Below are 24,224 nucleotides of genomic sequence, written 5' to 3'. Positions count from 1 at the left end.
TTTCTCGGTCTGCGAAGTAGAGCGCAGCTACACGAATAGTCTTCTATTAAACGGATGCTTTACATCCTTTTTCTGAGCTAACCGTTAATTTGGGATAAGCAATGCGTTGGTGATTATATTGTTGCCAGACTTGGACGAAAACTTCAGCAATGCGGGATAATTCTTCTCGTGTTAACCCAGAATCAGCTAACTGGTTGTCTTGCCAACGGGTGCGGAGAATTTTGTTAATCATGGAAAGGGCTTGTTCTGGATTGGCATCTTTAAGCGATCGCAATGCTGCCTCACAGGAATCTGCCAACATCATTATCCCCGTTTCCCGCGACTGGGGAATCGGCCCGTCATAGCGGAAATCTTCCTCCCGCACGATTTTAGTGGGGTCTTTCTGGGCTATCTGCTGCGCTTGGTGATAAAAATAGGCAATCAACATTGTTCCCTGGTGTTCTGGGATAAACCCCTGAATTGCCTTGGGCAATCGGCATCGCCGCGCCATCACTATGCCCTCAGTAACGTGCTTTTTGATAATCTCGGCACTCTTCCAGGGGTCATCAATTTCATCATGCTTGTTGGGACCGCCCATCTGATTTTCAATAAATCCTAATGGATCGTGCATCTTCCCAATATCGTGGTATAATGTACCAGCTCGAACGAGTTCCACATTACAGCCTAGTTCCCGCGCTGCGGCTTCTGCTAGGGTGGAAACGAACAGCGTATGTTGAAAAGTTCCGGGAGCTTCAGCGGCTAAACGTTTCAACAGGGGACGGTTGGGGTTAGCGAGTTCTGCCAGACGAATCGGCGTCACCAAGTCAAATACGTGTTCTAGATAGGGACTTAAGCCCAGTGCCACAATACTCCAGGCTAAACCGGAAAAACCGCATAAGGCAGCTTCTTGGAGTACGGTGTACCAAATTGAACCCGTTGCGGCACTAAGAATCAGATTGACAATCAGGTAGACAGTGCCTTGAGTTAATCCGACGCCAACGCCAAGGAAAGCGAGTTCTTCGCGCGATCGCATTTTCCCCGCCAGTAAGCTCATCATGATTCCACCAGCAGCACCCGCCAGCAAATAATCCCAAGTGATGGGCAGGCTAATCGATAACACGCCACTCAGCAGTCCCACAACGGTGACACCCAACGCAGAACCGTAAAAACTGCCCACCAATAAACCAACTGCTGGCAAATTCGTATAGCGAACACCCAAACTCACTAGCACCGGCGTACTCAAAGTCAGCAGCAATATCAGCAAGTGATCTCGTTGCCGGATTTGGGGATGAAATCGCCGTTCCACCAGCCAGAACGTACCCACGGCACCCGTGACGAGAATTCCAAAACCAAGCAATCCAGACCAACTGAGGCTCCGGCGACTTAATTGAAAATACTCTAACAGCACAAAATCTGCCTGAGAGATGGTTTCGCCAGCGCCGACAATCACCTCATCTTGCCGAACTGCGATCATTTGCAGTTCCACCGCTTTTGCCGCCTGTTCTGCCAGTTGTTTCGTTTGTTCTTGATCTTCTGTTAAGTTGGGGCGCAGTCCCCAGAGCAACATTTGGGTTGCCACCGACTCAGCCTCCGGGGGAACGAGCAAATTCATCTGCACTCTCAGCGCTTCCTGCAAGATACTGTCAGGCAAGCCTGGGGGAATGCCTTGGGTGAGCATTCGTTCGGCAATCTGGGGGATGCCGGTTTTTGTTTGCTGCCAAGTTTCATTCGACAAGTCAAGCAGGGAGGCATCGTAGCGCCTTTCTGGATTGCCATCTGAGAAGGCGGCGACAGCTTTGGCGTATTGCTCGCGGGCTTGGTTAATGGTGGCAATCAGGGCTGAAAATTCTTGGGGACTTGCGACCTGATGGTAAGCTTGGAGTTCGACAACAGCAGGTGTTGCTGAAATATTCGCTTGCCCGTTAGCATCCGGCAACGACACTGACTGGGATTGATTCACTTTAATGTCGGTGTCAACCGCTGCCAATATGGAGCGCCACTCCCACTCCGCGCACTTGCGGAGGTCAATCTGAGTCGCAGCAGACAATATGGCAGTCGAAACCATCGGGAAAGAACCGACGAGCTGTCGGAGGTCTTCGGCGGTACGAAGCGATCGCTCCAAATCCTCGTAAACTTGTTCGGTTACGTCCTGCTGGATCGTCAAGACGGGTACGGCACCCGTGCGGGCTGCTTTCCGTTTTTCTTCCGTGGTGATACTATCTACCACACTAGCGTCAAACGGTGCCCGAATGGTCTGCGGTGCGATCTTGCCTACGGCGAGCTTTGGCGCATTGTAGTAGCGCTGCCCCATCGTTCCGGTGAGGGACACCACTGCCAGCAGCCAAACAATCCGGGGACGGTTTCTGCGGTTTTGGAGAGTCGCATTAAGACCTAATCTTAGACCTTGCGCCGGTGTAGCGGCAGGCGAATCAAAAAGTCGGGATGGTAAAAGACTGCGAAGGGGCTGGTACGTTCGCCGCCATTGATCAAGCTGGTGTGTCAATGACTGAAGCGTCTTCATGTTTATAGTATGGCTGTCGTTTTAGGCGACAGGAGTGATAGGAGCGAAAAGCAGATTGGCATTGATAAAAGGCACCTTACAGCAATCTTTACCCTTGGCGGCACCCAGTTCTTGGCTTCATCCTACCTTACAAAACACTGCCCAAAATGCCTATCCCCCCTGGGGGATTTCTCCCATTAGATTTAATTTATCTGACCAGCTGACATGGGCATCTATCGCAGGCATTAACAAAAGATTAACGCGGTTGAATTACATGGGGAGCTGCTACGGCGCTCATTTGCTGGACTGGCTTTGCTGTTGAGGCATCATAAACACCAGACCAAACAGCGAGGAGATTGTCTGCTAGTTGACACAACTGGGCATCTGAGGTAATTCCCCACCTCGGTTGATTCCAAGATAGCCGCCATCCCGCAGGAATGCCCACTGTACTGTTATACGCTCCTGACAAAGCACCCGTGATGCCGCAGGTAATCGGCGGTTGATAGCCGCTACGGGCAGCACGGGCGACACTCAGGCGAAAATCTTCATACGTACTCAGGAAGCAATAAAAGCTGAGAGCGATGGGGGTACTCTGAGGCTGGGCATTCCGACATAGCTGAGCGATCGCCAATTCTAAGCCAGCATTTTCTTCTAATAAAATTTGGACTTGCTCCAATTGTTGCACTAGAGGCGTCTGGGAATCTCCTAAGAAGGCAAGGATTTTGGGAATCAAAGTGGCGGGATTGAGTTTTTCTCGGAGGGATTGGGCGATCGCGTATCCCACTGCTAACGCCCCATCTCTCAACTCTGGCTCATCCTGCCAGATGCTGACAACTTGTTCTAAATTTTGCCGCAGTTTGGCTTTATATTCGTGGGAGAACAGCACAATCGGCAGTGTGGCAATAATGGCTCCTGGCGTAGGCGCGTCAGCACTGTTCGCGTCTATATCTAAGAATTTTTCCTCTAAGAATTTTTCCGTGAGGTGACGCCAGTCTTCCAAATCAAATTTACCCTGCCCAATTAAGCTTTCTGCACCCCAAACCGCCATTTTTCCCCAGCTAGTAGACGGATGTGACTGTTTTTTGCCCTGAGGTGTGAAATCCCCGAATGCAGCCCCCAATAAGGTGCCGCGAAACCGACTTAAGAGAGAGTAGCGCATGATTTCTATAGTAGAGGCGATCGCGCCTTAGATGGTGTTCTCTCAACATCTGCCGTGCTGGAGTCTACCGTCTCTCCAGGAGAATCGCGCTTTCACTGTAAATTTTCCCTTGTAATTACTTCTCCCGTTTGAATATTTCTCAAAAAGGGAATTCCTATCCAAACTTCTATCGAAAAATTATAAGATGAATTGTAGTCATCTACGATATAACATCCATTAAAACCGCGAGTTTTCTTAAGGGAAATATTCCAACTCGGTGGCGATACACTCCAATATTTAGCTTTCTCACTACATGTGTTTGTTAAATTTGTTTTACTAATTTTATAAGGTAATTCAACGATATCTATTAACTCATAGCCGTAATCATATTTGCCCAAAATTTTCAGAATATCTTCCCAGTTCTGAACTTTTAGCTTTTTGTCGAATATTTGTGAATTCAGCCAGGAATCACCAATCTCAACCAGTTGTTTCGCGATTGACTCTACCCGATGCTTGTCTTGCTTGAGAAACTCTAAATCTTCTGGAAGTAATACCCGATTGGGTAGGATAGTCCAAACTTCAAAGGAAGTCTCTGTATCAAGTGAGAAAGTGGATTTTTTTATACCTGGTATGTCTTCAAAAACTTGCACGGCGCTAATGGGTGCTAAGGAATCTAAATATTTAGATTTAGTAGAACCCGTTTCAACTTCTGGTAAATCTTTTGGATAATTCTCAGCTAAATGATAATCTGGAGCCTTACATAACTCTTCTGGAAGATAGGATTTGGTTGAAGTTTGCACTGCTCTTCTCCATTGAAATGATTTTTGTTTAAACAGAGTAGCAGAACTGGTAATACCATTCAGTGTTGCCGTTTACTAAAAATAGAAATTGTTAATTAGCAAGTTTTTTCTGCCTAAAGATAGATACATGATGGATAAATAACTCAAGCGCGATCGCTCATCAAATTTTACAGAGGCAAAACAAGTCAAGCATGGGTAAGAGAAATGCAACAACTGAAATTTAGAGTAAGATTACCTATCTCCAGTCAGAATTCAGATGCCAAATGCGCGAATTATGCTAGATTTGGTTGTCCTTGGGAATGGATATGAAAACCCTTTTTCATCGTTCCACTTGGCAGCAAGGCTCACAGCGAGTCCAGATTTTAATTGTCATCACAAGTATTTTCTTCGTTAACATTCCATCGGGACTCGCCCAGGAGACTGCCTCGCCAAAATCTACACCCGTGAGGATTTCAACTGAAGAACAATATTTTGCTGATGTTGTTGTCAGAGGACGTCCAGTTTTTCAAGTTGGTAGTTTATCTGGAATCAGTGCCCAAGAGCGATCGCAAATTATCAATCGGCGGATTGCCAGCATACTCCTGCAATCGGAGGCTTTGGGGCAAGTTACCGTTAAACCAGACAATCCACGGAAGATAGCCACCTTACAACTAAATAACCGAGTATTAATGACCGTAACTCAACAGGACGCCCGCGACTTTGGTGTGTCCGTAGAGGTGCTTGGCGAGAAATGGGCGAACCAATTAAATCAAGCTTTCAAAAAACCGCCTCTAGCCATTGATGTCGGACAACGACTTTATATTACCGTGCGCGATCTGGTACGGGACGCCATCAGCAGCTTGCCCTCCATTTTAGGGGCGCTGGTAGTCGTTGGCATCACCTGGGTAGGCGCTAGAGGCGTGCGTTACATTGCCTTGAAATGGGCGCAGAAAGAGACAGAAGGCGATCGCAGCACTGAAATTCTGATGGGGCGGGTGGGATACGGCGGAGTCTGGGTCATTGGCTCAGTCATCGCTCTAGGTGTCTTGGGGCTTGACATTGGAGCTTTGCTGGGAGCCTTGGGACTCACCAGCGTAGCGATTGGTTTCGCCCTCAAAGAGGTTTTCAGTAACTACATTTCCGGGATGATTTTACTTGCCGCCCGACCTTTTCGGTTAGGAGATCAAGTGACGATCAAAGATTTTGAGGGAACCGTCACCCAAATTCAACTGCGGGCAACCACTCTAAATACCTATGATGGGCGGAAGGTGTATATCCCCAATCAAGAAGTTTTCCTCGCCAGCATTATCAATAACACGGCTTTCAAGCACCGCCGCAGTTCGGTTACGGTTAGCATTGCCTATGGTGCCAATATTTCTACTGCTAAACAAGTAATTACCGATGCGGTTCTCAAAGTCAAAGGCGTGCAGTCAAAACCAGTACCAGAAGTCCTGGTGCGGGAACTGGATGCTGGGAAGGTGAATTTGGAAATCCGCTTTTGGGTGAGTTCCCGGCGTCTGGAGTTTTTAGAAACCACTTCCAAAGCAAATGAGGCGATTAAAGAAGCCTTGCACAAGGCGGAGATTGAGATACCCACCGAAATTTATACATTGGTAGTCCGCAAATCGCCGACTGAGCCTGATAGCAATCTAACAGACTGGGATTCCCAGAAGAGGCTTCCTAATGGCAAGTAAGCTGTCCTAGAGTCCCAGTCTGTTAGCTAAGAATAGCTACGAACAAAGCGCGCGCGATCGCTTTTCTACTGCACTGGCACCGATGGAGATGCAGAACTGATACCGCTTCCCGTGCCTCGGTTGTATTTCAAATAAAACCCTGCCACTACTAACAAGATAATCACGAGAGTACCAATACCGAGGGGACTGGGAAGCCAGAAGACTGCCTCAATATGGTTCACTTCACCTGGTTTGAGCGTCCAAATTAGCAGATGTCCTTTCTCAGAGACAACCGGGTTGATAGCATTCTCCGCCTTCTCAACACTCCTCGCGCCCCAAGGGGTTCTCAAGCTAAAGTCCAGATCGAACAGCGAACCGGGACTAACGATAACGTTACCGTTAGTAGAAAGAACGCCGAGCGATCGCAAATCCAAATCGTAGCTTAAGCGATTCCGTATCCAGAACAGGAAATTCCCCTGTCTCAGACTCAGGTGGGAGTTAATCTTCGGTAAATCTGTATCTGTCGCCGCCTGAGAACCTTTCTTTGCAGGGGGATTAAAAAACTGGTTAAACTTCTCCTCCAGTTCCGCGCCGCTAGCGAACGGAATTGTCACCACAACTTCCTGGTTTGAGATGCGCTTCGTTTTCCCTTGCAATTGTCGCGCCCGACTCTGAAGGCTATCTAACCATTCCTGTGCCTGGTCGCTGCTCAATGCCGTCAGCTGTTCGCCCAACTTGATATGCTGGACAATCTCGCCACGGTTCGGATTCTCGAACCTCACCCCAGCATCATACTGAACGCAGCCCGACAGTAACACTACCGCTAACAGCATCGCCCAGAGAACCCGCATTTTCGGCAATACCTCACCGAAAAATCCCCTCAAACTCCGACTCAAAACAGCTAACTTCACGCCTTTGTCTCCTCCTTACTCCTCTGGTTGCGTTCTCTCTTGCCGGAAGCAGTTCGTTACCCTTGTCGCGCCGCCACACTCAACTGCTGGAACAACAAACTCGGCAAGAAACTACCCCCGCCTACCCATTCCGGCTGATCTCCCAAATCCACCAGATTTTTAAACGCCTCAAAAATACTACCAGCCACCATCGTATTCTTCACTCGACCGACAATCTGACCTTTTTCTACCTTGTAGCCTAAATCCAGATTGACAGAAAACTCTCCAGCCAGTTGATTCGACTGTCCAGCACCGAGAACCTGATCCACAATCACACCCTCATCCATGCTGGCAATCAAATCCGCCTTCGATGTCTTCCCAGGCGCAAAGCAGAGATTCACCAAATCCGGGCTGGGGCGAGACAAACCACCCCGAAAGCCGTTCCCTGTAGACTCACAGCCAGCCCTTGCTGCCCAGCGCCGATCCCAGTAAAATCCTTTCACCGTGCCTTGCTCGATAAACATTTTGCGATGGGTGGGCGTGCCTTCATCGTCAAAAGCACAGGCAGATGACCCGATGCTGGGGTCTTCAAATAAATTTAAGCGTTCGTCAAATAGGGTTTCGCCTAGTTTACCGACCAAGGGAGAGGCTTTTTGGACGATACTTTGACCGGAGAGAACTGTCTTAAATAAGCGTCCGATGGCACTAGCGGCGGTAGGATTAAATAAAACGGGGAAATATCCGCTCTCAATGGTTGCTGGCTGCTCTGCTAGAGCGTATTTTTGTAATAAATCTTCAAGCAGGCGATTAAAATCCGGGACACCTTCACGGGCGATATCGTAGCTATAAACCTGGAGAAAATCTTCACCCCGTACTAAATTCCCAGAAAGGCTGGCACTGACAACTTGGCTGGTGCGCGAGGCGTAGACATCCGCACTGGTTGCAATCTTTACGTTACCCGTGCGGACGTGAAACCCCACATCTACCAGAATATCGGAGTTGTAGTCGTGGATTTGGGAAATTAAGCGATCGCCAACTTCCACTAATTCTTGGGTTGCTGGCGGCGTGTATTTTTTTTCTGGTTCCGTCACCTGTACATCAGCAGCAAATTCAAACTCAGCCTTGTCGCCAATTTCTGAAGTTTGTACGGCAGCATCCACCAAATCTTCTAGCCGCGTCAAGTCAGTGGAACTGGCAAAACCCAGCCTCCCCTCGTGTAGCACTCGCAGCGCTACTCCTTGCAGGGCTTTGGTTTGCAGAGATTTTAAGCGATTGTTTTCAAACTCAACTGGTGTGTCTTGGCTTGATAGATAGTAAACCTCAGCGGAGTCGGTTCGTCCCTTCGCCAATTTTAGAATCTGCTCCAGCGTCGCATCAGTCACCATCTCAGGTTCTCCAGCTTCACCCATACTCATCTTAAAGCTACCAGAGGGACTCGTTGCAATACCGCCGTAAATACAGATAGGAATTTTACCAACTGCTGCTAATTGTTCTACGACTGATGCTGGAATTTTCTAGTGTCCGTGAACCAAGCAAATTTGAGCAAGTCTACTTGAGAAATAAATTTTAAAAGGTGCGATCGCTTTCAGATACTGATGGCTTAATTCTGGTGATTTGCCAGTATTGTACTGAGCGCTTTTTGCCGAAGATTATCTCCCGAATATAGCGGTGGCAGATGTGGTGATGTGCGGCGAGTCCTGAAAAAAGAGTTAGCCCGAACTCACGTTAATTTCTTCTGGGTATTGGTAATTGGTCATTAGTCAATAGACAATTTCCAATTACCCATGACCCAGTTCCCTTTATGGCAGTTGGTTCAACCAAGGACTGACATCTACGGCTAACTTTTGACCCAGCAGTAGCAACTGACGTAGCTGAGATAAATTGCCGTTAGTTTCTGATGCCAATAGAGGCACAATTTTGCTGTGGAGGCAGCTAAAGTAGAGTTCTTGAGCGCGGTGCAAAGATAAGCCAAGGTGCAGCTGATTGCCCACAGAAATCATCCGCTCTAAACGTTGAATATCTGCCTCTAGGGTGGCTGGGTTAGAGTCGTGTAGAAGCTTCCAGAGCGATCGCAAGATCAACTGCTCTAAAGTTTGCTTGGCATCGGGGATATTCAGCTGACAGCGCAGCTGATTCGCTTCTTTGGCGATCGCTTCCAGTTCTGCCAGTTGATTCAAACCTTGCTGGGGTTCGCCGTTTTCTTGCTCTAGTGCCCGTAGAGACATCCGGGCGCGGTTAGAAATTGCCACTTCTGCCGCTACTTGCAACTCTTGCGGAACCGGCAGTTCATCCCGCTGGAATGCCATCAAGATACCGTAGTTATCGCGGTAAACCTGTGTATAAAGCTGGTCTAAGCGCGTTAAAGTTTTCTGACTCAGCAACCGCATAATCCGGTGCCGTTCCTCAGCAAATAATTTCTGCAAATTGAATGAAGTACCCCCAAACAGTTGGGACATCGTCAGGATCGCGTGAGCAGCACTCGCCTGTTGCAGCGCCGCAAACAGCTTTTCCTTCAGATGGCTATAAGTGCGGCGACCGGCAAACGGTTGAATGCAGCAGTGGAAATCCCAGCCGCCCAAATGGAGAACGGCAAAGACTAAATGACTGCTTTCCCAGGTAATTTCTGAAGTCAGTCGCAGTTGCCCCACAGCCAGAGTCAGCGACCCCATGCGTTGCATCTGATAATCCAACTGATGGGCATCGTAGCAGTAGACCCGCTGTTGCTGGGGATAGGTGGTGAATAGGGAACTGATGGCATAGTGTGCTGCCACTTGCTCCATCCCGATCTGGGCACTTACCACCAGCTGCCGGTACACCTCAGCACCGTGCTTGAATAAATCAACATTACTGGGAGCTTGGGAGAGGCGTTTGATAAATCCTTTTTCCAACTGCACGCCAGAGACATCACCGGCAAGTTCCAAGGCTCTAGCGGCGTAGCGGAGAATCTGCGTTCCTTCGGGTCTTGAGAGTTCTTCAAAGAACCAACCGCAACTGGTGTACATCAGCAGACTATGGCGCTGCATTTCCAATAGGCGCAGGGCGTCTACCTGTTCCGATGGTGTTAGTTTGCGGGTGCGATGGCGGGCAAGGAAGCGCTCTACATTGGCAGGAGAGCGATCGCGAATCACCTGGATATATTCATCCCGTGTAGCCCAAGGATCGCGGAAAAACTGGCGTCCCGTTTCCTCATAGACTTTGCTTAACTGATCCCGCAACCAATCCAGGGCATTCCGCAGCGGACGCCGCCATTGCTGGTGCCAAACTCCACCTTCGCCACCACAGCCGCAATCATCCTGCCATCGATTCACCCCGTGAGCGCAACTCCAAGCGGTGACAGGCTTCAGTTCCACTTCCCAGGTGGGAAGATTCAGACTCAGGTAATGGGCATAGTTGGTGACAGTCCAGCCGCGCCGGGGAAACTCTTCCACAAAGGCGAAGGCTAAGGTTTTCTCTGTACCGCTTTTGTGGTGTCCAAAGGTTTCGCCATCAGTGCCAACGGAGATCAGCTGCGAAGTCCGGCGATCGCCGCGCACTGCTGAACCGATGCGCCCAGCCAGCGTACCCGCCCAGCCCAGTACATCGTTAAATCCCATGTCCCGCGAGATGGGGCCATCGTAGAAAAAGATATCGATGTAAGGGCTATCTGGGGTTTGGTTGGTGGGGAATGAATACTCAGTGCTGAGGGGTGAATCTGGATTGCTGAGTGTGGGTTTCAGATAACAGCGATAGGGACGGGTAGGATCGATCTGAGAACCGCCCACTTCCAACCACTGAGTCACTGGCTGCTCGTCTGTGGGGAGCGGTCGGCAACGTTCAGCTTGAGAAGGTGCTAAAACAATAAACTTAATTCCTTCTGCAACCAATGCTTCTAAGGTTGCATAGTCTACGGCAGTTTCAGCCAGCCACATTCCTTCGGGATCGCGTCCAAATCGGGAGCGGAAGTCTTCTTTGCCCCAGCGGATTTGGGTGTATTTATCCCGCTCGTTGGCAAGCGGCATGATGATGTGATTGTAAACTTGCGCGATCGCATTGCCGTGTCCGTTCAGGCGATCGCTACTTTTACGATCTGCTTCCAGAATTCGCTGATATACCTCCACGTCGTAGCGTTCCAGCCACGACATCAATGTGGGACCAATATTAAAGCTGAAATACTCATAGTTATTCACGATTCCCACAACCTCGCCCCGGTCATTTAGCACTCTGGCAAAGGCATTCGGGCGATAGCATTCATGGTAAATCCGTTCATTCCAGTCATGGAACGGAGACGCACTCGGCTGGCGTTCAATCGCATCTAGATAAGGGTTTTCGCGGGGCGGTTGGTAAAAATGACCGTGAACGGTGACATAAACGCCGGTAGCCGTTTGCAGGGGATCGGTCGCCACACTGGTGTTTGCTGTTCCCTCACCAGAATACTGTGAAGCCGGTCTATCAGCAGCAGAAGTCATAGGATCGCATCCAAAATTAGTAAAAAATTAGGGTCAATAACTTATCCAGCCAGACTGAACATCCCAGCGTTTACTTTGACGCCAGGGAAAAAGCAGGTTAACTCAGTCCATCTGGAGAAGGCGAAGACTAGCCACCCAAACATGGCAAAGACTCTTGGGGGCGAAGCCTTCTCTCCTTGAATTGGGGGATCAAAGCAATCAGTTTAACATCCAAATATTTTGCCCGTACCGATGAGCAACAGCCTGTGCCCCATGCAGGTGACGGTCAATGAACAAAATTGAAAAGCCAGGATAGTTACTTGTTACTTACATGATTCAAGCGCAATGCTCCCATGCTTGGAACACTAACTTCATGCAAATGAATAGTAAATTAACTTTGCTTAAGGAATCCTGCATCTAAAGAAATATTCCGTTACATACTCAAAAACTGAAAGAAGTCAGAACACCCAACAAGCGGCTATCCTAGACACGAGCTAAATACGAAAAATTTGGATGCTGTCTCTAAACACGTTTTTTTCCATTCTTTTGTTGTTTATCCCCATTTCCATTACGGCCCATTTTCTGGAATGGGGATCGTCAGTTGTCTTCATCACCGCTTGTCTGGGGATCATTCCTCTTGCCGCTTGGATGGGCACCGCTACGGAGGAAATCGCGGTTGTTCTTGGTCCCTCCTTGGGAGGATTGCTGAATGCCACCTTTGGCAACGCAACCGAACTAATTATCTCCCTAGTCGCCCTCAACGCGGGGCTGGTGGATGTCGTCAAAGCGAGTATCACCGGCTCTATTATCAGCAACTTACTGCTGGTCATGGGCTTTTCCATGCTGTTGGGGGGCTTGCGCTACAAAGAGCAGCAATTTCAGCCAATGATAGCCGGGGTAAATGCCTCTGCAATGAATCTAGCAGTGATTGCGATGCTGCTACCAACTGCGATGGACTATACCTCCACTGGGATCGACGAAGCTGTAGTCCAGCAACTTTCGGTCGCCGTTGCCGTAGTGTTAATCGGAGTCTATGGGTTGACGCTGCTATTTTCTATGAAGACCCACAGCTATCTCTACGATGCAGGTGTGGCAGAACAGGAGGTACTCACTGAGTTAGCTGAGTCGAATCTCGCTCCAGAAGATCCCGAACACAAAGTTAACCTGCCCTTATGGATTGGGGTGCTATTAGGCGCAACGCTACTGGTTGCGGCGGAGTCGGAACTATTGGTTGCCTCGCTGGAAGAAGCCACCTCCCAACTGGGTCTGACGACACTGTTTACGGGGGTGATCCTGGTGCCGATTATTGGCAATGCTGCCGAACACGCCACCGCTGTCAGCGTGGCGATGAAAAATAAGATGGATCTTTCTATCTCGGTGGCGGTGGGTTCTAGCTTGCAAATTGCCTTATTTGTGGCTCCGGTTCTAGTTCTGACAGGTTGGGTGCTGCATAAACCAATGGATTTGGACTTCAACCCCTTTGAATTGGTGGCAGTGGCAGTGTCAGTATTAATTGCCAATTCGATTAGTTCTGATGGCAAGTCGAACTGGTTAGAAGGCACGCTGCTATTGGCTGCTTATGCAATTTTGGGGTTGGCTTTCTACTTCCACCCAGTCATGGCGGGGATCGGGTAGAAAGACAAAAGGTAAAAGTTCTTTCTTTGAGCTTTTGAGTTTTCTGATGATTCCTCCGGCGTCTATCGACTGTTAAAAAAGGCGATCGCATCTACTGCTTCTAAGATTGTGCAGAAAATATGCGATCGCTCCACGATCGATAACCTGAATGGGTGATTCCTTTTAACCTGGCGCTAGCGAGGGGGAAGCGTGGGTTTCTGATTTTTGTTGCACAAACCTTGGCGCTAATTGCCATCGCCTTTATTGTAAACTCAGAAATTTCTCTAAGGCGGCAACCATGACTGGAGGCCAACGACGGACATTTTTTACCCAGTTAATATCTTTATAGCGGCGATCCATTCCGACAACGGCAACCCAGTTACTTTCGGCTTCACCCCGCTTTCCCTGTTCCCAAAGAGCAGCGGTTAGGGCAGCCCGCATATCAGGAAACTGGGGGTATTTGCGAACAATATTCTTCATATTGCGAATCGCTTCTTTTTGCTCACCCGTTTGATACAGGGCGATCGCCCAATTGGCTCTGGCAAACGCAAAATTGGGAGCCAGATCGGCTGCTTTTTTGTAGTCAGCGATCGCGTCCTCCCACTCTCCCAATCCCGCTTTGGCATTCCCCCGGTTGTTGTAAGCCATTGCATCCTGGGGATCGATTTCTAGCACCCGATTGTAATCGGCGATCGCTTCCAAATATTTCCCCTGTCCTTCTAATGCAGTACCGCGATTCAGATAGGGATCGGTGGCGTTCGGGGCAAGTTCAATGGATTTATTAAAGTCGGCGATCGCATCTGACAATTTATTTTGGCTTACCTTAGAATTTCCCCGATTGCTCCAAATAGCCGGATTACTAGGAAATCGCTCAATCAGCTGAGTCCAAAACCCTTCAGCCGTGACAAAATCACCGGCATTCGTAGCGGTAAACGCTTTAGCCGCTAGTTCATCTCCTTGCTGCAACTCAGCTTCAGTGTAAGTGGAAGGTTGTTGTTGGGCGATCGCTGGCGGCACATTCACGAACCCAGTTGAAACAGTAATAAGCAGAACACTCAGTAAAGTCAGAATCCAACGAATCATATTATTTTGGCTTTTAGAATTTGGTAGCATCGGCGCTGTCCAGCAGAAAGCTAATCTGTGGCAATGCCCATCCTACTGCTGTATTCGTCATTCGTCTTTAGCTCATTGTCCTTAGAATAATGAGGAGTCATATCCTAAATGCTTTCGGGCTGCTGGAGTAGCAATGCGACCGCGAGGCGTTCGGTGCAAATAGGCAATCTGCAATAAATACGGCTCATAAACATCTTCAATCGTTTGGGCATCTTCCCCAGTCGCTGCGGCGATCGCTTCCAAACCCACAGGTCCCCCATTAAATTGCTCTATCATGACACTCAGCATCAAACGATCTGCCCAATCTAAACCCATCGGATCTACACCGAAGACTTCTAAAGCTTCCACCGCCACAGGTTGGGTAATTTCCCCAACCTTTTTTACCTGAGCAAAATCTCGCACCCGTTTTAAAAGGCGATTGGCGATTCGGGGAGTTCCACGGGAACGACGGGCAATTTCTTCAGCACCATCAGGCGTAACCGGGGCTTGGATAACTTCAGCAGTCCGCTGCACAATCAAAATCAGTTCATCCAACTCATAAAAGCGTAACCGTTGAATTAAACCAAAGCGATCGCGCAACGGTGACGACAGCGAACCTACCCGCGTCGTTGCTCCCACCAGAGTAAACGGCGGTAGCGGCAAACTGCGAGTTTTAGCACTTTGACCCTTACCAATCGTAATATCTAAGCGAAAGTCCTCCATTGCCGGATAAAGCAATTCCTCTGTCATCCGACCCAAGCGGTGGATTTCGTCAATAAATATAATATCTCCAGGCTTTAAACTCATCAGTATCCCCACAATATCGCGGGGACGCTCCAAAGCTGGTGCAGAGGTAATTTTACAAGCAGTTCCCATCTCCGTCGCCAAAATCAGCGACATCGTGGTTTTTCCCAAACCTGGCGGGCCATACAGCAGCAAGTGATCCATCGTCTCGCCTCTGCCTTTTGCTGCTTGAATAGCAATTTCTAGAACGCCCTTGAGGTCTTTTTGCCCGATATAGTCAGCCAGTCGCTGGGGTCGAAGACCTTCTTCCTGCTTGTCGGTTTCATCCATCGCCACAGTTGGCTGCAACAATTCTTCAACCGTCTCTTCTGGCTGAGACTTGCGGCGTCCCGCTGGCTTTCGGCGTTCCTGAGGTTGCTTGTTGGGTTCTTGAGGCTGTTGTTTAGAAGAAATTATTGCCATGATTAAAAATTTATTTTAATAAAAACCACTATGGCAGGAAGACACAGAAGGTTTAGAGTGTATAGGCTCTCATTATCATTACATCGCTAACTTAGAGGATTGTCATGCTTGCAAAAAGAATACTGCCTTGCTTAGATGTAAAAGCGGGGCGAGTTGTCAAAGGGGTTAACTTTGTCAATCTTCAGGATGCTGGCGATCCGGTGGAACTGGCACAAGCTTATAATCAGGCGGGTGCGGATGAGTTGGTGTTTCTGGATATTACTGCCACTCACGAAGACCGGGGCATCATTCTGGATGTGGTATACCGCACGGCTGAGCAGGTGTTTATTCCCCTAACCGTGGGCGGGGGAATTCAATCCTTAGAAAATATTAAACAATTGTTAAGGGCTGGCGCAGACAAAGTTAGCATTAACTCGGCGGCGGTACGCGATCCAGAGCTGATAAATCGGGCGAGCGATCGCTTCGGGAATCAGTGTATCGTTGTAGCAATTGATGCACGCAAACGCCAAGATCCCAGCAATCCTGGTTGGGATGTTTACGTGCGGGGCGGGCGGGAAAACACAGGCATCGATGCGATTAATTGGGCACAAGAAGTCGAGCAACGCGGCGCGGGCGAATTGCTCGTCACCAGTATGGATGCCGATGGAACCAAGGCAGGCTACGACTTAGAGCTTATACGCACCATAGCGGAACAGGTACAAATTCCCGTGATTGCCTCCGGTGGTGCTGGCAACACGAGTCACATTTATGACGCCTTAACGGAAGGCAAAGCGGAAGCCGCCCTGTTGGCTTCCCTCCTGCATTACGGAGAACTCACTGTATCAGAAATTAAAAACTATCTCGTAGAGCATCAAGTACCAGTACGGCTCTTGTAAAGGGGCAACTTCTTCCTTCTGGAAGAAGCGGCTTTGGCTTTGTAGCATCAATCTGTTCGGTTGTATATATTAGAATAAATGAAGTGTTACAAATCGTAAATTATGTTAGTTAGTATTTTAATTTTTGATGTGGCTCTGGTGGCTTGGTCGCTGCACCTGATGCAGGAAGCGTTCGACCAACAGGAGTTTTCCTTAATGCTCGCTGGCACCCTAGTAGCGCTATCGGCAGCTGCCATGTTAGTCGTATATTTCCTGATGAACAGCTACATGGGTTATATCAGCCATCTTGCTCAACACCCCTGCTCGTTTTAATAATTTAAAGTTGCTTTGCTGAAATTCTACTTGACGAGTTGCGAATTTTTAAGGCATAATCATAAAGCACCGTAAGGGGTTATAGCTCAGTTGGTAGAGCACCTCAATGGCATTGAGGGGGTCAGCGGTTCGAATCCGCTTAACTCCATAAACATAAACCTAAAGTCTAACCCCTGTCCGTCAACGGAGAGGGGCGAAAGAGTCTAGCGATCGCATTTTTTGGCGATAAAGTGGAAGCGATCGCGCTCTGGCTGGAGAAAGGAATCATGGAACAAACAACGAACATTGTCAGGACTTACGCAAAGCTTATACATATAGCGTTTTTTCGGGTTCAATCCCCCTGTGGTTGCCCTTACTATGTGGTGATATTTGCGTAAGTCTTGATAGCAATTCTATTCGACTTGTGAAATTCAAAAAACCGCGTAAGCGTTGCCATACGCGATCTTCGTTTTAGACGCAAATAGTTTCCAGGAAAGATAAGAAGCAGTTTGTTGGTTTCACAACTTATTTAAGATTGCTCAGAGTAATTCATTCAACAAATTTTAGACGCTAGTCTTAGGTTAAGAAGAATTTAAATTTATGAGTTGTTCATTGTAAAATTTAACATCTATCCCTTGAAATATATAAATGCCTATCTGAAGAAAGAAAAAATTAAAAGTTGCTGTTTTTACTAGCAGATATAGAAGAATCATTGGTTATCAGCTGAAAGACTATCCAAAACTCCTGAAACCCTTGCAAAATCGTAGGGAATGGTAGAGCGGAAGCGTAGGCGCGTTCATGCCGTAAGGCTTTAGCCTTCAAGGGAGAGTAACTAGGACAAACTCTACCAGTGCTGGGGAACGTGAACTCAAAGAGAGCCTACACATCTATAGCAATCCTAAATGATTTGCACTCTCCCTGTAGAGACGCGATAACCGCAAGTCTTCTACACTAAGGCGAATACTCGCGCACAACTTAAATAGGATTGCTATAGCAGATATACAAGAATTATTGGTTATCAGTTACAAAAAACTTATTTTTATCAACATTTACAATTAATTTACAGAGTTTGAGGAAATGCTCCATTATTTTGCATCCTCTTTAGGAGTTATGTATTTAATTCATTGAACTCAGTCGCTAGCTAGATGGAGCGAACGTAGAGATTTTTAGCGTAGATAGTAAGAGATGCAAGGAATATTGGAGGAAAAGAAAAACATGGTTCTTTACAAGCTTGAGGATTTTGACACAGACTATCAGGACACTTTTGGCGGTGAAGACATCAAAGGATTTGATGTTTATTCAGATACAAGTGATGACAAGGTTGGCAGCGTCAAAAATATCTTAGTTGATGAAGCCGGAAATTTCCGGTATCTGGTTGTGGATACGGGCTTCTGGGTTTTTGGTAAGCAAGTATTGCTACCAGTGGGTCGTTCTCGAATCGACTATGACAATCGGCGTGTTTCCGCTATCGGACTTAGCAAAGAGCAAGTAGAAAATTTACCGGAGTTTGGCGACGACCTGAAGGTTGATTACGATTACGAAGAGCAGGTAAGGGGAGTTTATCGCAACTCGGCGGTAGAGCCATCTGTGGAAACATCGGCACCTATCAACACAGCAACACCTTTGGACGCATCTGCACCTTTAGGGGCACCTGCTGTGGAACCTAGTTACGCGGCTCCGATGACAGGCGCTGTACCGGCTGAGGATAACTATGCAGCTTACGATCGCGATCGCTACAATTATCAGCAAGAGCCATCTTTGTACGATATGAACGATCGGGATCATCAAACCCTGAAATTGTACGAAGAACGGTTGATTGCCAATAAAACTCGCAAGAAAACTGGTGAGGTAGCGGTTGGCAAGCGCGTTGAAACTGAAACGGCACGAGTTTCAGTTCCCATTGAAAAGGAGCGAGTGATTGTTGAGCGCGTGACTCCAACAGACGCAGGAAGAGCAGTTGCTCCTGGCGAGGCTGCTTTCCAGCAAGGGGAAGCTGCACGGATGGAAATCTACGAAGAGACTCCTAACATTCAAAAGGAAGCCTTTGTGCGTGAGGAAGTCAGAATCAGAAAAGAAGTAGATCGTGACACGGTTAATGCCGAAGAACAGCTTCGTCGAGAAGAGCTGGATGTGAAGAACAACGATCTTCCAATTCAGGATCAAAATATCCGCAGCGATCGCGATCGCATCTAACCACGTTTAGACAAAGGGTGGACATTGCCCACCCTTTCTAAATCTGAAATAATGGGTGAAACGCTACAAATATTCAGGGGTAGGTCTTGTGCCTACCCCTGAATATTTGATCTGCAACTAATTTAAGATGCCACTAGCCTCAAGGTTCGCCACAATCGTCGCATCCCAAGACATCAAGTGTTTTCTAATCTGGCAGCACTAAACGCAACATGAAGAACCGAGCCAGAAAAGCTCATCCAGTCACGCCATATTGGTCATAGAGAAAAGGCTGACGAGAAGCCAAACAAAAACCAAATCAAGTATAAAATTAGGCGTTCAAAAATTAAACCAAGCCAATCCGCCTAGTGTCAAACCAATGGCAATCAAGGCAACCCAAATAAACAAATTGTCCTTGGTATTTACTTGGCCCAGATCGATAGGTTCCGGTTCTGGACGCTTTTGAGGAGTTTTCGTGGCACTCTTAACATTGCTACCCCGGCGAAATTCAGCTTCGCTGTCAGCGAGAGTTGTGAGATCGGGAATTTCAGTCAGCCATTCTGGACGCCTGCTGAGTTGCGGGGCTTCCATAATGTAGAGTAAGCGACGGCTTTGCTTGCTGGTTTCTGGATCGGGATGACGCCGCAGCTGTTTACACAGAGCGATCGCTTCTGTTGTTTGTCCTGCTGCTTCGTAAGCCGTCACCAGCCAAATCTGTATTTCTCCTCCCAATCGGGAGTTACGAGTAACCAAGCTACTCGCCTTCTCTAAATGCTGCACTGACTGGCGGTAATCTCCACGCTCAAATGCCGCTTTGCCAGTCTGGTACTCGGTTTTAATAATGTCGTGGGTTTCTGAATTCACTTTGCCAATCGAATTTAAAGAGAACTTTTTTTCGCTCTGTACGTCAACACCGACAGCCCTTTTAAATTTTAGCGAAGCGGATTATCCTGAAATCAAGACGGCTGAGATAAATTGCTTTTTCCAGGGTTTTAGCGAGCATCTGAAGACAGAAGTTGTCAGCAGTCAGTAAAGGGTTTTTTCGGTTTCGTTGTTTCAACATCACCCTTTCAGGTGAATCAACGAGGGGAATTCTCCTCGCTTTGCCAGGGCTTACCTTAAGAAGTAATTCAAAATTTCATACTTAGTACCATCCAAAATATCAGGATGTAAAACTATGCTCAAAACACTACCTCTGTCGCTGCATCGTTTTCAGCGGTTTTGCCTTGCCACCGCCTTAGCACCCTTGACGCTGGGCGTTACGGTACTAACTGGGGCGATTTCCCCAGCCAAGGCACAATTAATCATTCAGCAAGGCGTGCCTACTTATGGAGTTCCCCAGCAGTCAGTGGGTAGCTTTATTTATGGCAGTCCGATTCCCAGTCCGATTCCGATAAACCCAACGACGGGGATGAGCGATCGCGGATCGAGCAATTACTATCGACTTAATCCCAACCCCTATCCCAGTTATCCTGACTACTACCAGGGTTATCCCAACTCCTATCCTAGTTATCCTGACTACTACCAGGGTTATCCCAACTCCTATCCCAGTTATCCCAGCTACCCGATAGGATCGAACAGGAGAGTAAACAATTCGACACTGATCAACCCCACCCTGATCAATCCCCAGATTCGGGATTCCATCCTGATTAATCCAGTGATTGTGAGACCGCAAGGGTATCGCAGACACTTCAACCAGCCAAGGCGGATTATTATTCGCTAAAGGCGCACGCCTAAGTCATATTCGGAGGCGATAATCATCGAGCCGATACCGGCGTCGGTGAAAATCTCTAATAGCAGTGCGTGGGGAATGCGACCGTCAATAATATGAGTAGCCCGAACGCCTTGGGCAAGCGATCGCACGCAACATTTCACCTTGGGAATCATCCCACCGCCCACTACACCCTTCTCAATCAGATGCCGTGCTTCTGCGATATCGACCTTGGCAATCAGAGTGGATGGATCTTTGTAATCCTGTAAGATCCCTGGCGTATCCGTAAGCAAAATCAACTTTTCTGCCCCCAAAGCCGCCGCGAGTTCCCCAGCTACAGTATCAGCATTGATGTTATAAGCTTGTCCTGTTTCGTCTGTTGCCACGCTAGACACCACGGGGATGTATCCACTACTGACCAGCGACTGCAAAAGCTTGATATCAATACTGTTGACTTCCCCCACAAACCCAATGCCCTCAGCCCCTTCTGGGCGGGCTTTGATCAAATTGCCGTCTGTGCCGCAAAGTCCCACGGCGGAACCGCCTGCACGGTTAATTAAGGAGACAATTTCTTTATTCACCCGACCCACTAAAACCATTTCCACCACCTCCATCGTGGCGGCATCGGTCACGCGCAGGCCGTTTTTAAATTGTGGTTCGATTCCTAGTTTAGCCAGCCAAGAGTTAATTTCTGGGCCACCACCATGTACCACGATGGGACGCAAGCCTACACAGGATAAGAATACAATGTCGCGCATTACCTTATCTTTGAGCGAAGCGTCTTTCATCGCCGCGCCGCCGTATTTGACGACAACGGTGCGACCGGCAAAGTGCTGGATGTAGGGTAGTGCTTCGCTTAGCACTCGAACGCGAGTTGCTTCAGCTTTCTTGAGGTATTCGCTATCGTTGAACATTACTTAGCAGAATGGTGCCAGTTATGGTTTTCTAGAAGTTTAGTGCATACTGGCATCTGTGGCACGATTGGCGGCGACTGTTTTAAGATTCACTGACCGTTATTGCCTCGTGACTTCAGAACTGTGGGAATTGCTTCGATTACTTGCGTAGCAATTTGTTCGGGAGTTTGTCCCTCGCTAACGGTGATGTGCAAATCGGCTTGGGCGTAAAGTGGCTTCCGTTGGTCAAAACGCTTTGGGAATTCGGTAGCTATGTCAGAGTTTTTTAACAGAGGTCGGGTGGTATCGTGTTGCAAACGGGCGACTAAAAGTTCCACCGGCACATCCAGCCATACAACTAGACCGTTTTGTAGATAGCTCCAATTTTCTCGCTTCAGGATAATACCGCCGCCAGTAGCGATCGCTAACTTCGTATAAGCCGACAATTCCGACAGCACTTGGCTTTCCAACTTCCGAAAGCTTTCTTCGCCGTCACTAGCAAAAATATCATTAATCGATTTTTTGGCAACTTGCTCAATGACAGCATCGGTATCAAAAAAACGATAATCTAGATGCTGTGCCAATAAGCTTCCCACGCTTGTCTTCCCAGCACCCATCATGCCAATCAGATAAACATTGATGCCCTTGAGTCGGTCGCGCACGTTCTGATTGCTATTTTCCATATTTACAGTTGCAGGAGCGATCGCTGTCCTAGTTTAGCCATCAACTGAAGACTTGTAGGTTGGGTTGAGTGAAGCGAAACCCAACGATTTCCTTGTTTTGGTTGGATTTCGTGACCTTAACCCAACCAAAGAATAGAATTGAATTCTCGTTAAGTCAGTGTCATTCGTCCTAGTTTAGCCATCAACTGAAGAAATTGACTCTTTACCTAGATATCAAATTTCCAGGTAGCTATAGCAATCCTAAATGATTCGCGAACCCTTGTAGAGACGCGATAACCCTTGTGTCTACACTAAGGCGAATACTCGCGCACAACTTAAATAGGATTGCTATATCTTTTCCAGGTCTTCAAGCGACGATTGCCACTTCTCCACCAATCCCCCGCGCACGCTGCTTCTCACCCAAGGATGCAGATCGTAGCGTGGATTGCCTAGCTCATCTTGTACGTCTTCAATCAAATACCATCGTCTCAGATCCGCCAGTGCTGCGTCCAAGTCTGAATCTAGCAATTTCCCAACTTTAGACAACTCGGCTCTGCTAATCGTTGCATCCACCCCACCCATGTAACGCAGTATACTTTGTGCTGCCACATCGATTCGCTGCCACGCTGCCTCCAGACAGAAGCGGTAGAATGTCTCAACTTGTCGGCTGGCAAGCGTTAATTCCGACAAAATTGGCTCAAGTGCTTGATCGTGGAATACCCGCCCAGCCAGGAAATGCAGTGCTAAGGGTGCGCCGCGAGATAATTGATGCATTTGATAGAGCTGTTCGTTGCTTGCCTGTCTTAGTACCGAAATGTTGTTGTATTTTGCCTCGTCATCCAACAATTTAGACGACCATCTTGCTTCGAGTCCTGGGATTTCAATTAATCCCACATAGGGAGGTTTGGTGCGGTGTCGGCTGGTAATCAGCGCCCGACTGGGGTTGAGCATTTTGACGAGGTTCGCCAGAATATCTTCAACTTGTGCAGTTTCGGCATTGTCTAAGACGACGAGCAGTTTTTCTGCTCTCAAACGCTGGTGAACTCGCTCAGGGGGACAATCCAGTTGATGGGCGATTTCATTTAAAAATTTCTTCCACGTCAGCGCCTCAAACTGCTTTTCCTGGCTGATGTAACCATCCACCCACTCGCTTTGCCTCGCTGTCACCCACAGCACATCCGCGAACAGATTTCTGTCAAGTGCTTGTTTAGCGATTTGGCTTGCAGCTTCGGATTTCCCATACCCCGGAGTGCCGCTGAGGGAAAAAATAGAAAGTTCGGCGGGATCGTCCAGACGGTTCAATACTTCTTGAATGAAGCTTTCTCGCCCCCACACCATCCGACAGCGAGGATTCGGGATAAATAAGCCCCGATGGCGTTTTTCGTCCCGATCTGGTGGCGCATCGGCTGGGGCGCTGAGGGTTTGATTCGCCTCCCAGCATCCGACAAGAGTGGTAGACAAGCAGTCTTGAGTAACAACCCCTTCCCCGACAGTTGGACAGGACAGCAAGTCCTGAGAAGTGTCTGGAGCATTCTTGGAAAACTCGCTCCATTCATCATAGGAACAGTTCAGTAACAGATGACATAAGCCGTTAGCAATCCGATACTCGCAGGTTTGGCGGCTATCCAAGTTCAAAATCGCTTGTAAAGCTTGGCGTGAGGGTTCAAGTGTATGGAGTTGTTTACGCCACGCGCTCAAAAAGTCTTGCATTAGGGCACGTTTGCCTTCAGGCTTGTACTTTCTGTTGAATTCTTCATGTAGCTTTTTCTTTAAGCTTGCGGGCAAAAAAACGTTACTGTTATTTCTTCTGAGTTCAAATCCACCAGCCATATAGATACCGATAGACCTTTTTGCTTATTTCAGACCAAATTTGGAGTTTTGTGGTCAAAAATTCCTGCCAACTGCTGATTTGAGCGGCCAAATTGGCTTTGAATTACTTTGAAATTACCTTAGAATTGCTTTATTTCAATTTCAGTAATGCTACGGTTGCCTAATAAGGTTAAATTGTAAAGCACGGGTAATTTCACTTAGGTTTATCAAGGTTGGGTGTTCTACCATGAAAAATAACCTCAGCAATATCCGCGAAGTCGTCCAACAAGCTTTGAGTACAGGCTACCTAACTGTTGCCGCAGAAGAGCAGCTACGGGGATTTTTAACAACTAAGTATGGAATGGAAGACTTCAAGGCCTTTATGCAGTTGCAGCAAGCGGCAATGCTGGGCCAAGTGAGGCAAGAGTCTCGCGAACTCGCCCTTTCCCAGCGGCTTTCCTGTGGGAGTTTCAGTTCCCTATAATATAGCTGCCTACTCCGGACAGGAATGCGAAAAGC

The 24,224-nt window shown here is 48.0% G+C and carries 19 protein-coding genes and 1 tRNA gene; 8 read left to right on the top strand and 12 right to left on the bottom strand.

From position 1 onward, the window contains the following. Positions 1 to 46: 46 nt before the first annotated feature. The 3 genes from AC2VDX_RS09600 to AC2VDX_RS09590 form a co-directional block, all read right to left on the bottom strand. On the bottom strand, positions 47 to 2,500 hold the full coding sequence (locus tag AC2VDX_RS09600) for an HD family phosphohydrolase (protein ID WP_378182768.1): 2,454 nt from the start codon (positions 2,498 to 2,500) through the stop codon (positions 47 to 49). 235 nt (positions 2,501 to 2,735) lie between these two features. Beyond that, positions 2,736 to 3,638, bottom strand: coding sequence for an ADP-ribosylglycohydrolase family protein (locus AC2VDX_RS09595; protein ID WP_378182765.1), 903 nt, complete (start codon positions 3,636 to 3,638; stop codon positions 2,736 to 2,738). 92 nt (positions 3,639 to 3,730) lie between these two features. Then, positions 3,731 to 4,417, bottom strand: a complete 687-nt coding sequence (locus tag AC2VDX_RS09590) for a hypothetical protein (RefSeq protein WP_378182762.1) — start codon at positions 4,415 to 4,417, stop codon at positions 3,731 to 3,733. A 305-nt stretch (positions 4,418 to 4,722) separates the two neighbouring features. Between AC2VDX_RS09590 and AC2VDX_RS09585 the strand changes: the two genes are divergently transcribed. Next, a complete protein-coding gene (locus tag AC2VDX_RS09585) occupies positions 4,723 to 6,090 on the top strand; it encodes a mechanosensitive ion channel family protein (protein WP_378182759.1) in 1,368 nt (455 codons plus the stop codon). A 65-nt stretch (positions 6,091 to 6,155) separates the two neighbouring features. Here AC2VDX_RS09585 and AC2VDX_RS09580 read toward each other — a convergent pair whose 3' ends face one another. The 3 genes from AC2VDX_RS09580 to AC2VDX_RS09570 form a co-directional block, all read right to left on the bottom strand. Continuing rightward, positions 6,156 to 6,980 carry a DUF3153 domain-containing protein gene (locus AC2VDX_RS09580; protein ID WP_378182756.1) on the bottom strand — a complete coding sequence of 275 codons (825 nt, stop codon included), beginning with the start codon at positions 6,978 to 6,980 and terminating at the stop codon, positions 6,156 to 6,158. Positions 6,981 to 7,036: 56 nt separating this feature from the next. Continuing rightward, complete coding sequence (locus AC2VDX_RS09575; RefSeq protein WP_378182753.1) at positions 7,037 to 8,374, bottom strand: TldD/PmbA family protein; 1,338 nt, start codon at positions 8,372 to 8,374, stop codon at positions 7,037 to 7,039. A gap of 384 nt (positions 8,375 to 8,758) precedes the next feature. After that, the gene (locus AC2VDX_RS09570) at positions 8,759 to 11,404 is read right to left on the bottom strand and encodes a DUF3536 domain-containing protein (protein ID WP_378182750.1); all 2,646 of its coding nucleotides are present in this window, start codon (positions 11,402 to 11,404) and stop codon (positions 8,759 to 8,761) included. A gap of 492 nt (positions 11,405 to 11,896) precedes the next feature. Between AC2VDX_RS09570 and cax the strand changes: the two genes are divergently transcribed. Then, the gene (gene cax, locus AC2VDX_RS09565; RefSeq protein ID WP_378182747.1) at positions 11,897 to 13,018 is read left to right on the top strand and encodes a calcium/proton exchanger; all 1,122 of its coding nucleotides are present in this window, start codon (positions 11,897 to 11,899) and stop codon (positions 13,016 to 13,018) included. A 240-nt stretch (positions 13,019 to 13,258) separates the two neighbouring features. Here cax and AC2VDX_RS09560 read toward each other — a convergent pair whose 3' ends face one another. Both AC2VDX_RS09560 and ruvB read right to left on the bottom strand, forming a co-directional pair. Further along, on the bottom strand, positions 13,259 to 14,080 hold the full coding sequence (locus AC2VDX_RS09560; RefSeq protein ID WP_378183054.1) for a tetratricopeptide repeat protein: 822 nt from the start codon (positions 14,078 to 14,080) through the stop codon (positions 13,259 to 13,261). Positions 14,081 to 14,191: 111 nt separating this feature from the next. After that, the gene (gene ruvB / locus AC2VDX_RS09555; RefSeq protein WP_378182744.1) at positions 14,192 to 15,295 is read right to left on the bottom strand and encodes a Holliday junction branch migration DNA helicase RuvB; all 1,104 of its coding nucleotides are present in this window, start codon (positions 15,293 to 15,295) and stop codon (positions 14,192 to 14,194) included. Between the two features lie 104 nt (positions 15,296 to 15,399). On the opposite strand from ruvB, the gene hisF reads away from it, so the two are divergent. The 4 genes from hisF to AC2VDX_RS09535 all read left to right on the top strand — a co-directional run bounded on the left by hisF (position 15,400) and on the right by AC2VDX_RS09535 (position 18,654). After that, the gene (hisF, locus tag AC2VDX_RS09550) at positions 15,400 to 16,170 is read left to right on the top strand and encodes an imidazole glycerol phosphate synthase subunit HisF (protein ID WP_378182741.1); all 771 of its coding nucleotides are present in this window, start codon (positions 15,400 to 15,402) and stop codon (positions 16,168 to 16,170) included. A 102-nt stretch (positions 16,171 to 16,272) separates the two neighbouring features. Next, entirely contained in the window at positions 16,273 to 16,482 is a 210-nt protein-coding gene (locus AC2VDX_RS09545; RefSeq protein WP_378182738.1) for a hypothetical protein, read from the top strand. 75 nt (positions 16,483 to 16,557) lie between these two features. Continuing rightward, positions 16,558 to 16,630, top strand: a tRNA-Ala gene (locus tag AC2VDX_RS09540). Positions 16,631 to 17,676: 1,046 nt separating this feature from the next. Beyond that, positions 17,677 to 18,654, top strand: a complete 978-nt coding sequence (locus AC2VDX_RS09535; RefSeq protein WP_378182735.1) for a DUF2382 domain-containing protein — start codon at positions 17,677 to 17,679, stop codon at positions 18,652 to 18,654. 315 nt (positions 18,655 to 18,969) lie between these two features. Here AC2VDX_RS09535 and AC2VDX_RS09530 read toward each other — a convergent pair whose 3' ends face one another. Beyond that, a complete protein-coding gene (locus AC2VDX_RS09530) occupies positions 18,970 to 19,494 on the bottom strand; it encodes a hypothetical protein (RefSeq protein WP_378182732.1) in 525 nt (174 codons plus the stop codon). 313 nt (positions 19,495 to 19,807) lie between these two features. Between AC2VDX_RS09530 and AC2VDX_RS09525 the strand changes: the two genes are divergently transcribed. Further along, positions 19,808 to 20,353, top strand: coding sequence for a hypothetical protein (locus AC2VDX_RS09525; RefSeq protein ID WP_378182729.1), 546 nt, complete (start codon positions 19,808 to 19,810; stop codon positions 20,351 to 20,353). Here the strand turns inward: AC2VDX_RS09525 and argB are convergent. The 3 genes from argB to AC2VDX_RS09510 form a co-directional block, all read right to left on the bottom strand. Continuing rightward, entirely contained in the window at positions 20,350 to 21,255 is a 906-nt protein-coding gene (gene argB / locus AC2VDX_RS09520) for an acetylglutamate kinase (protein WP_378182726.1), read from the bottom strand. The genes AC2VDX_RS09525 and argB overlap by 4 nt on opposite strands. 89 nt (positions 21,256 to 21,344) lie before the next feature. Next, on the bottom strand, positions 21,345 to 21,917 hold the full coding sequence (locus tag AC2VDX_RS09515; RefSeq protein ID WP_378182723.1) for a shikimate kinase: 573 nt from the start codon (positions 21,915 to 21,917) through the stop codon (positions 21,345 to 21,347). A gap of 327 nt (positions 21,918 to 22,244) precedes the next feature. Beyond that, positions 22,245 to 23,681 carry an NB-ARC domain-containing protein gene (locus AC2VDX_RS09510; protein WP_378182720.1) on the bottom strand — a complete coding sequence of 479 codons (1,437 nt, stop codon included), beginning with the start codon at positions 23,679 to 23,681 and terminating at the stop codon, positions 22,245 to 22,247. Between the two features lie 271 nt (positions 23,682 to 23,952). On the opposite strand from AC2VDX_RS09510, the gene AC2VDX_RS09505 reads away from it, so the two are divergent. After that, positions 23,953 to 24,189 carry a hypothetical protein gene (locus tag AC2VDX_RS09505; protein ID WP_378182717.1) on the top strand — a complete coding sequence of 79 codons (237 nt, stop codon included), beginning with the start codon at positions 23,953 to 23,955 and terminating at the stop codon, positions 24,187 to 24,189. Positions 24,190 to 24,224 lie beyond the last annotated feature (35 nt).

This window comes from Coleofasciculus sp. H7-1 (genome assembly GCF_057473865.1).
This window is presented reverse-complemented; position numbering and strand designations above follow the sequence as displayed.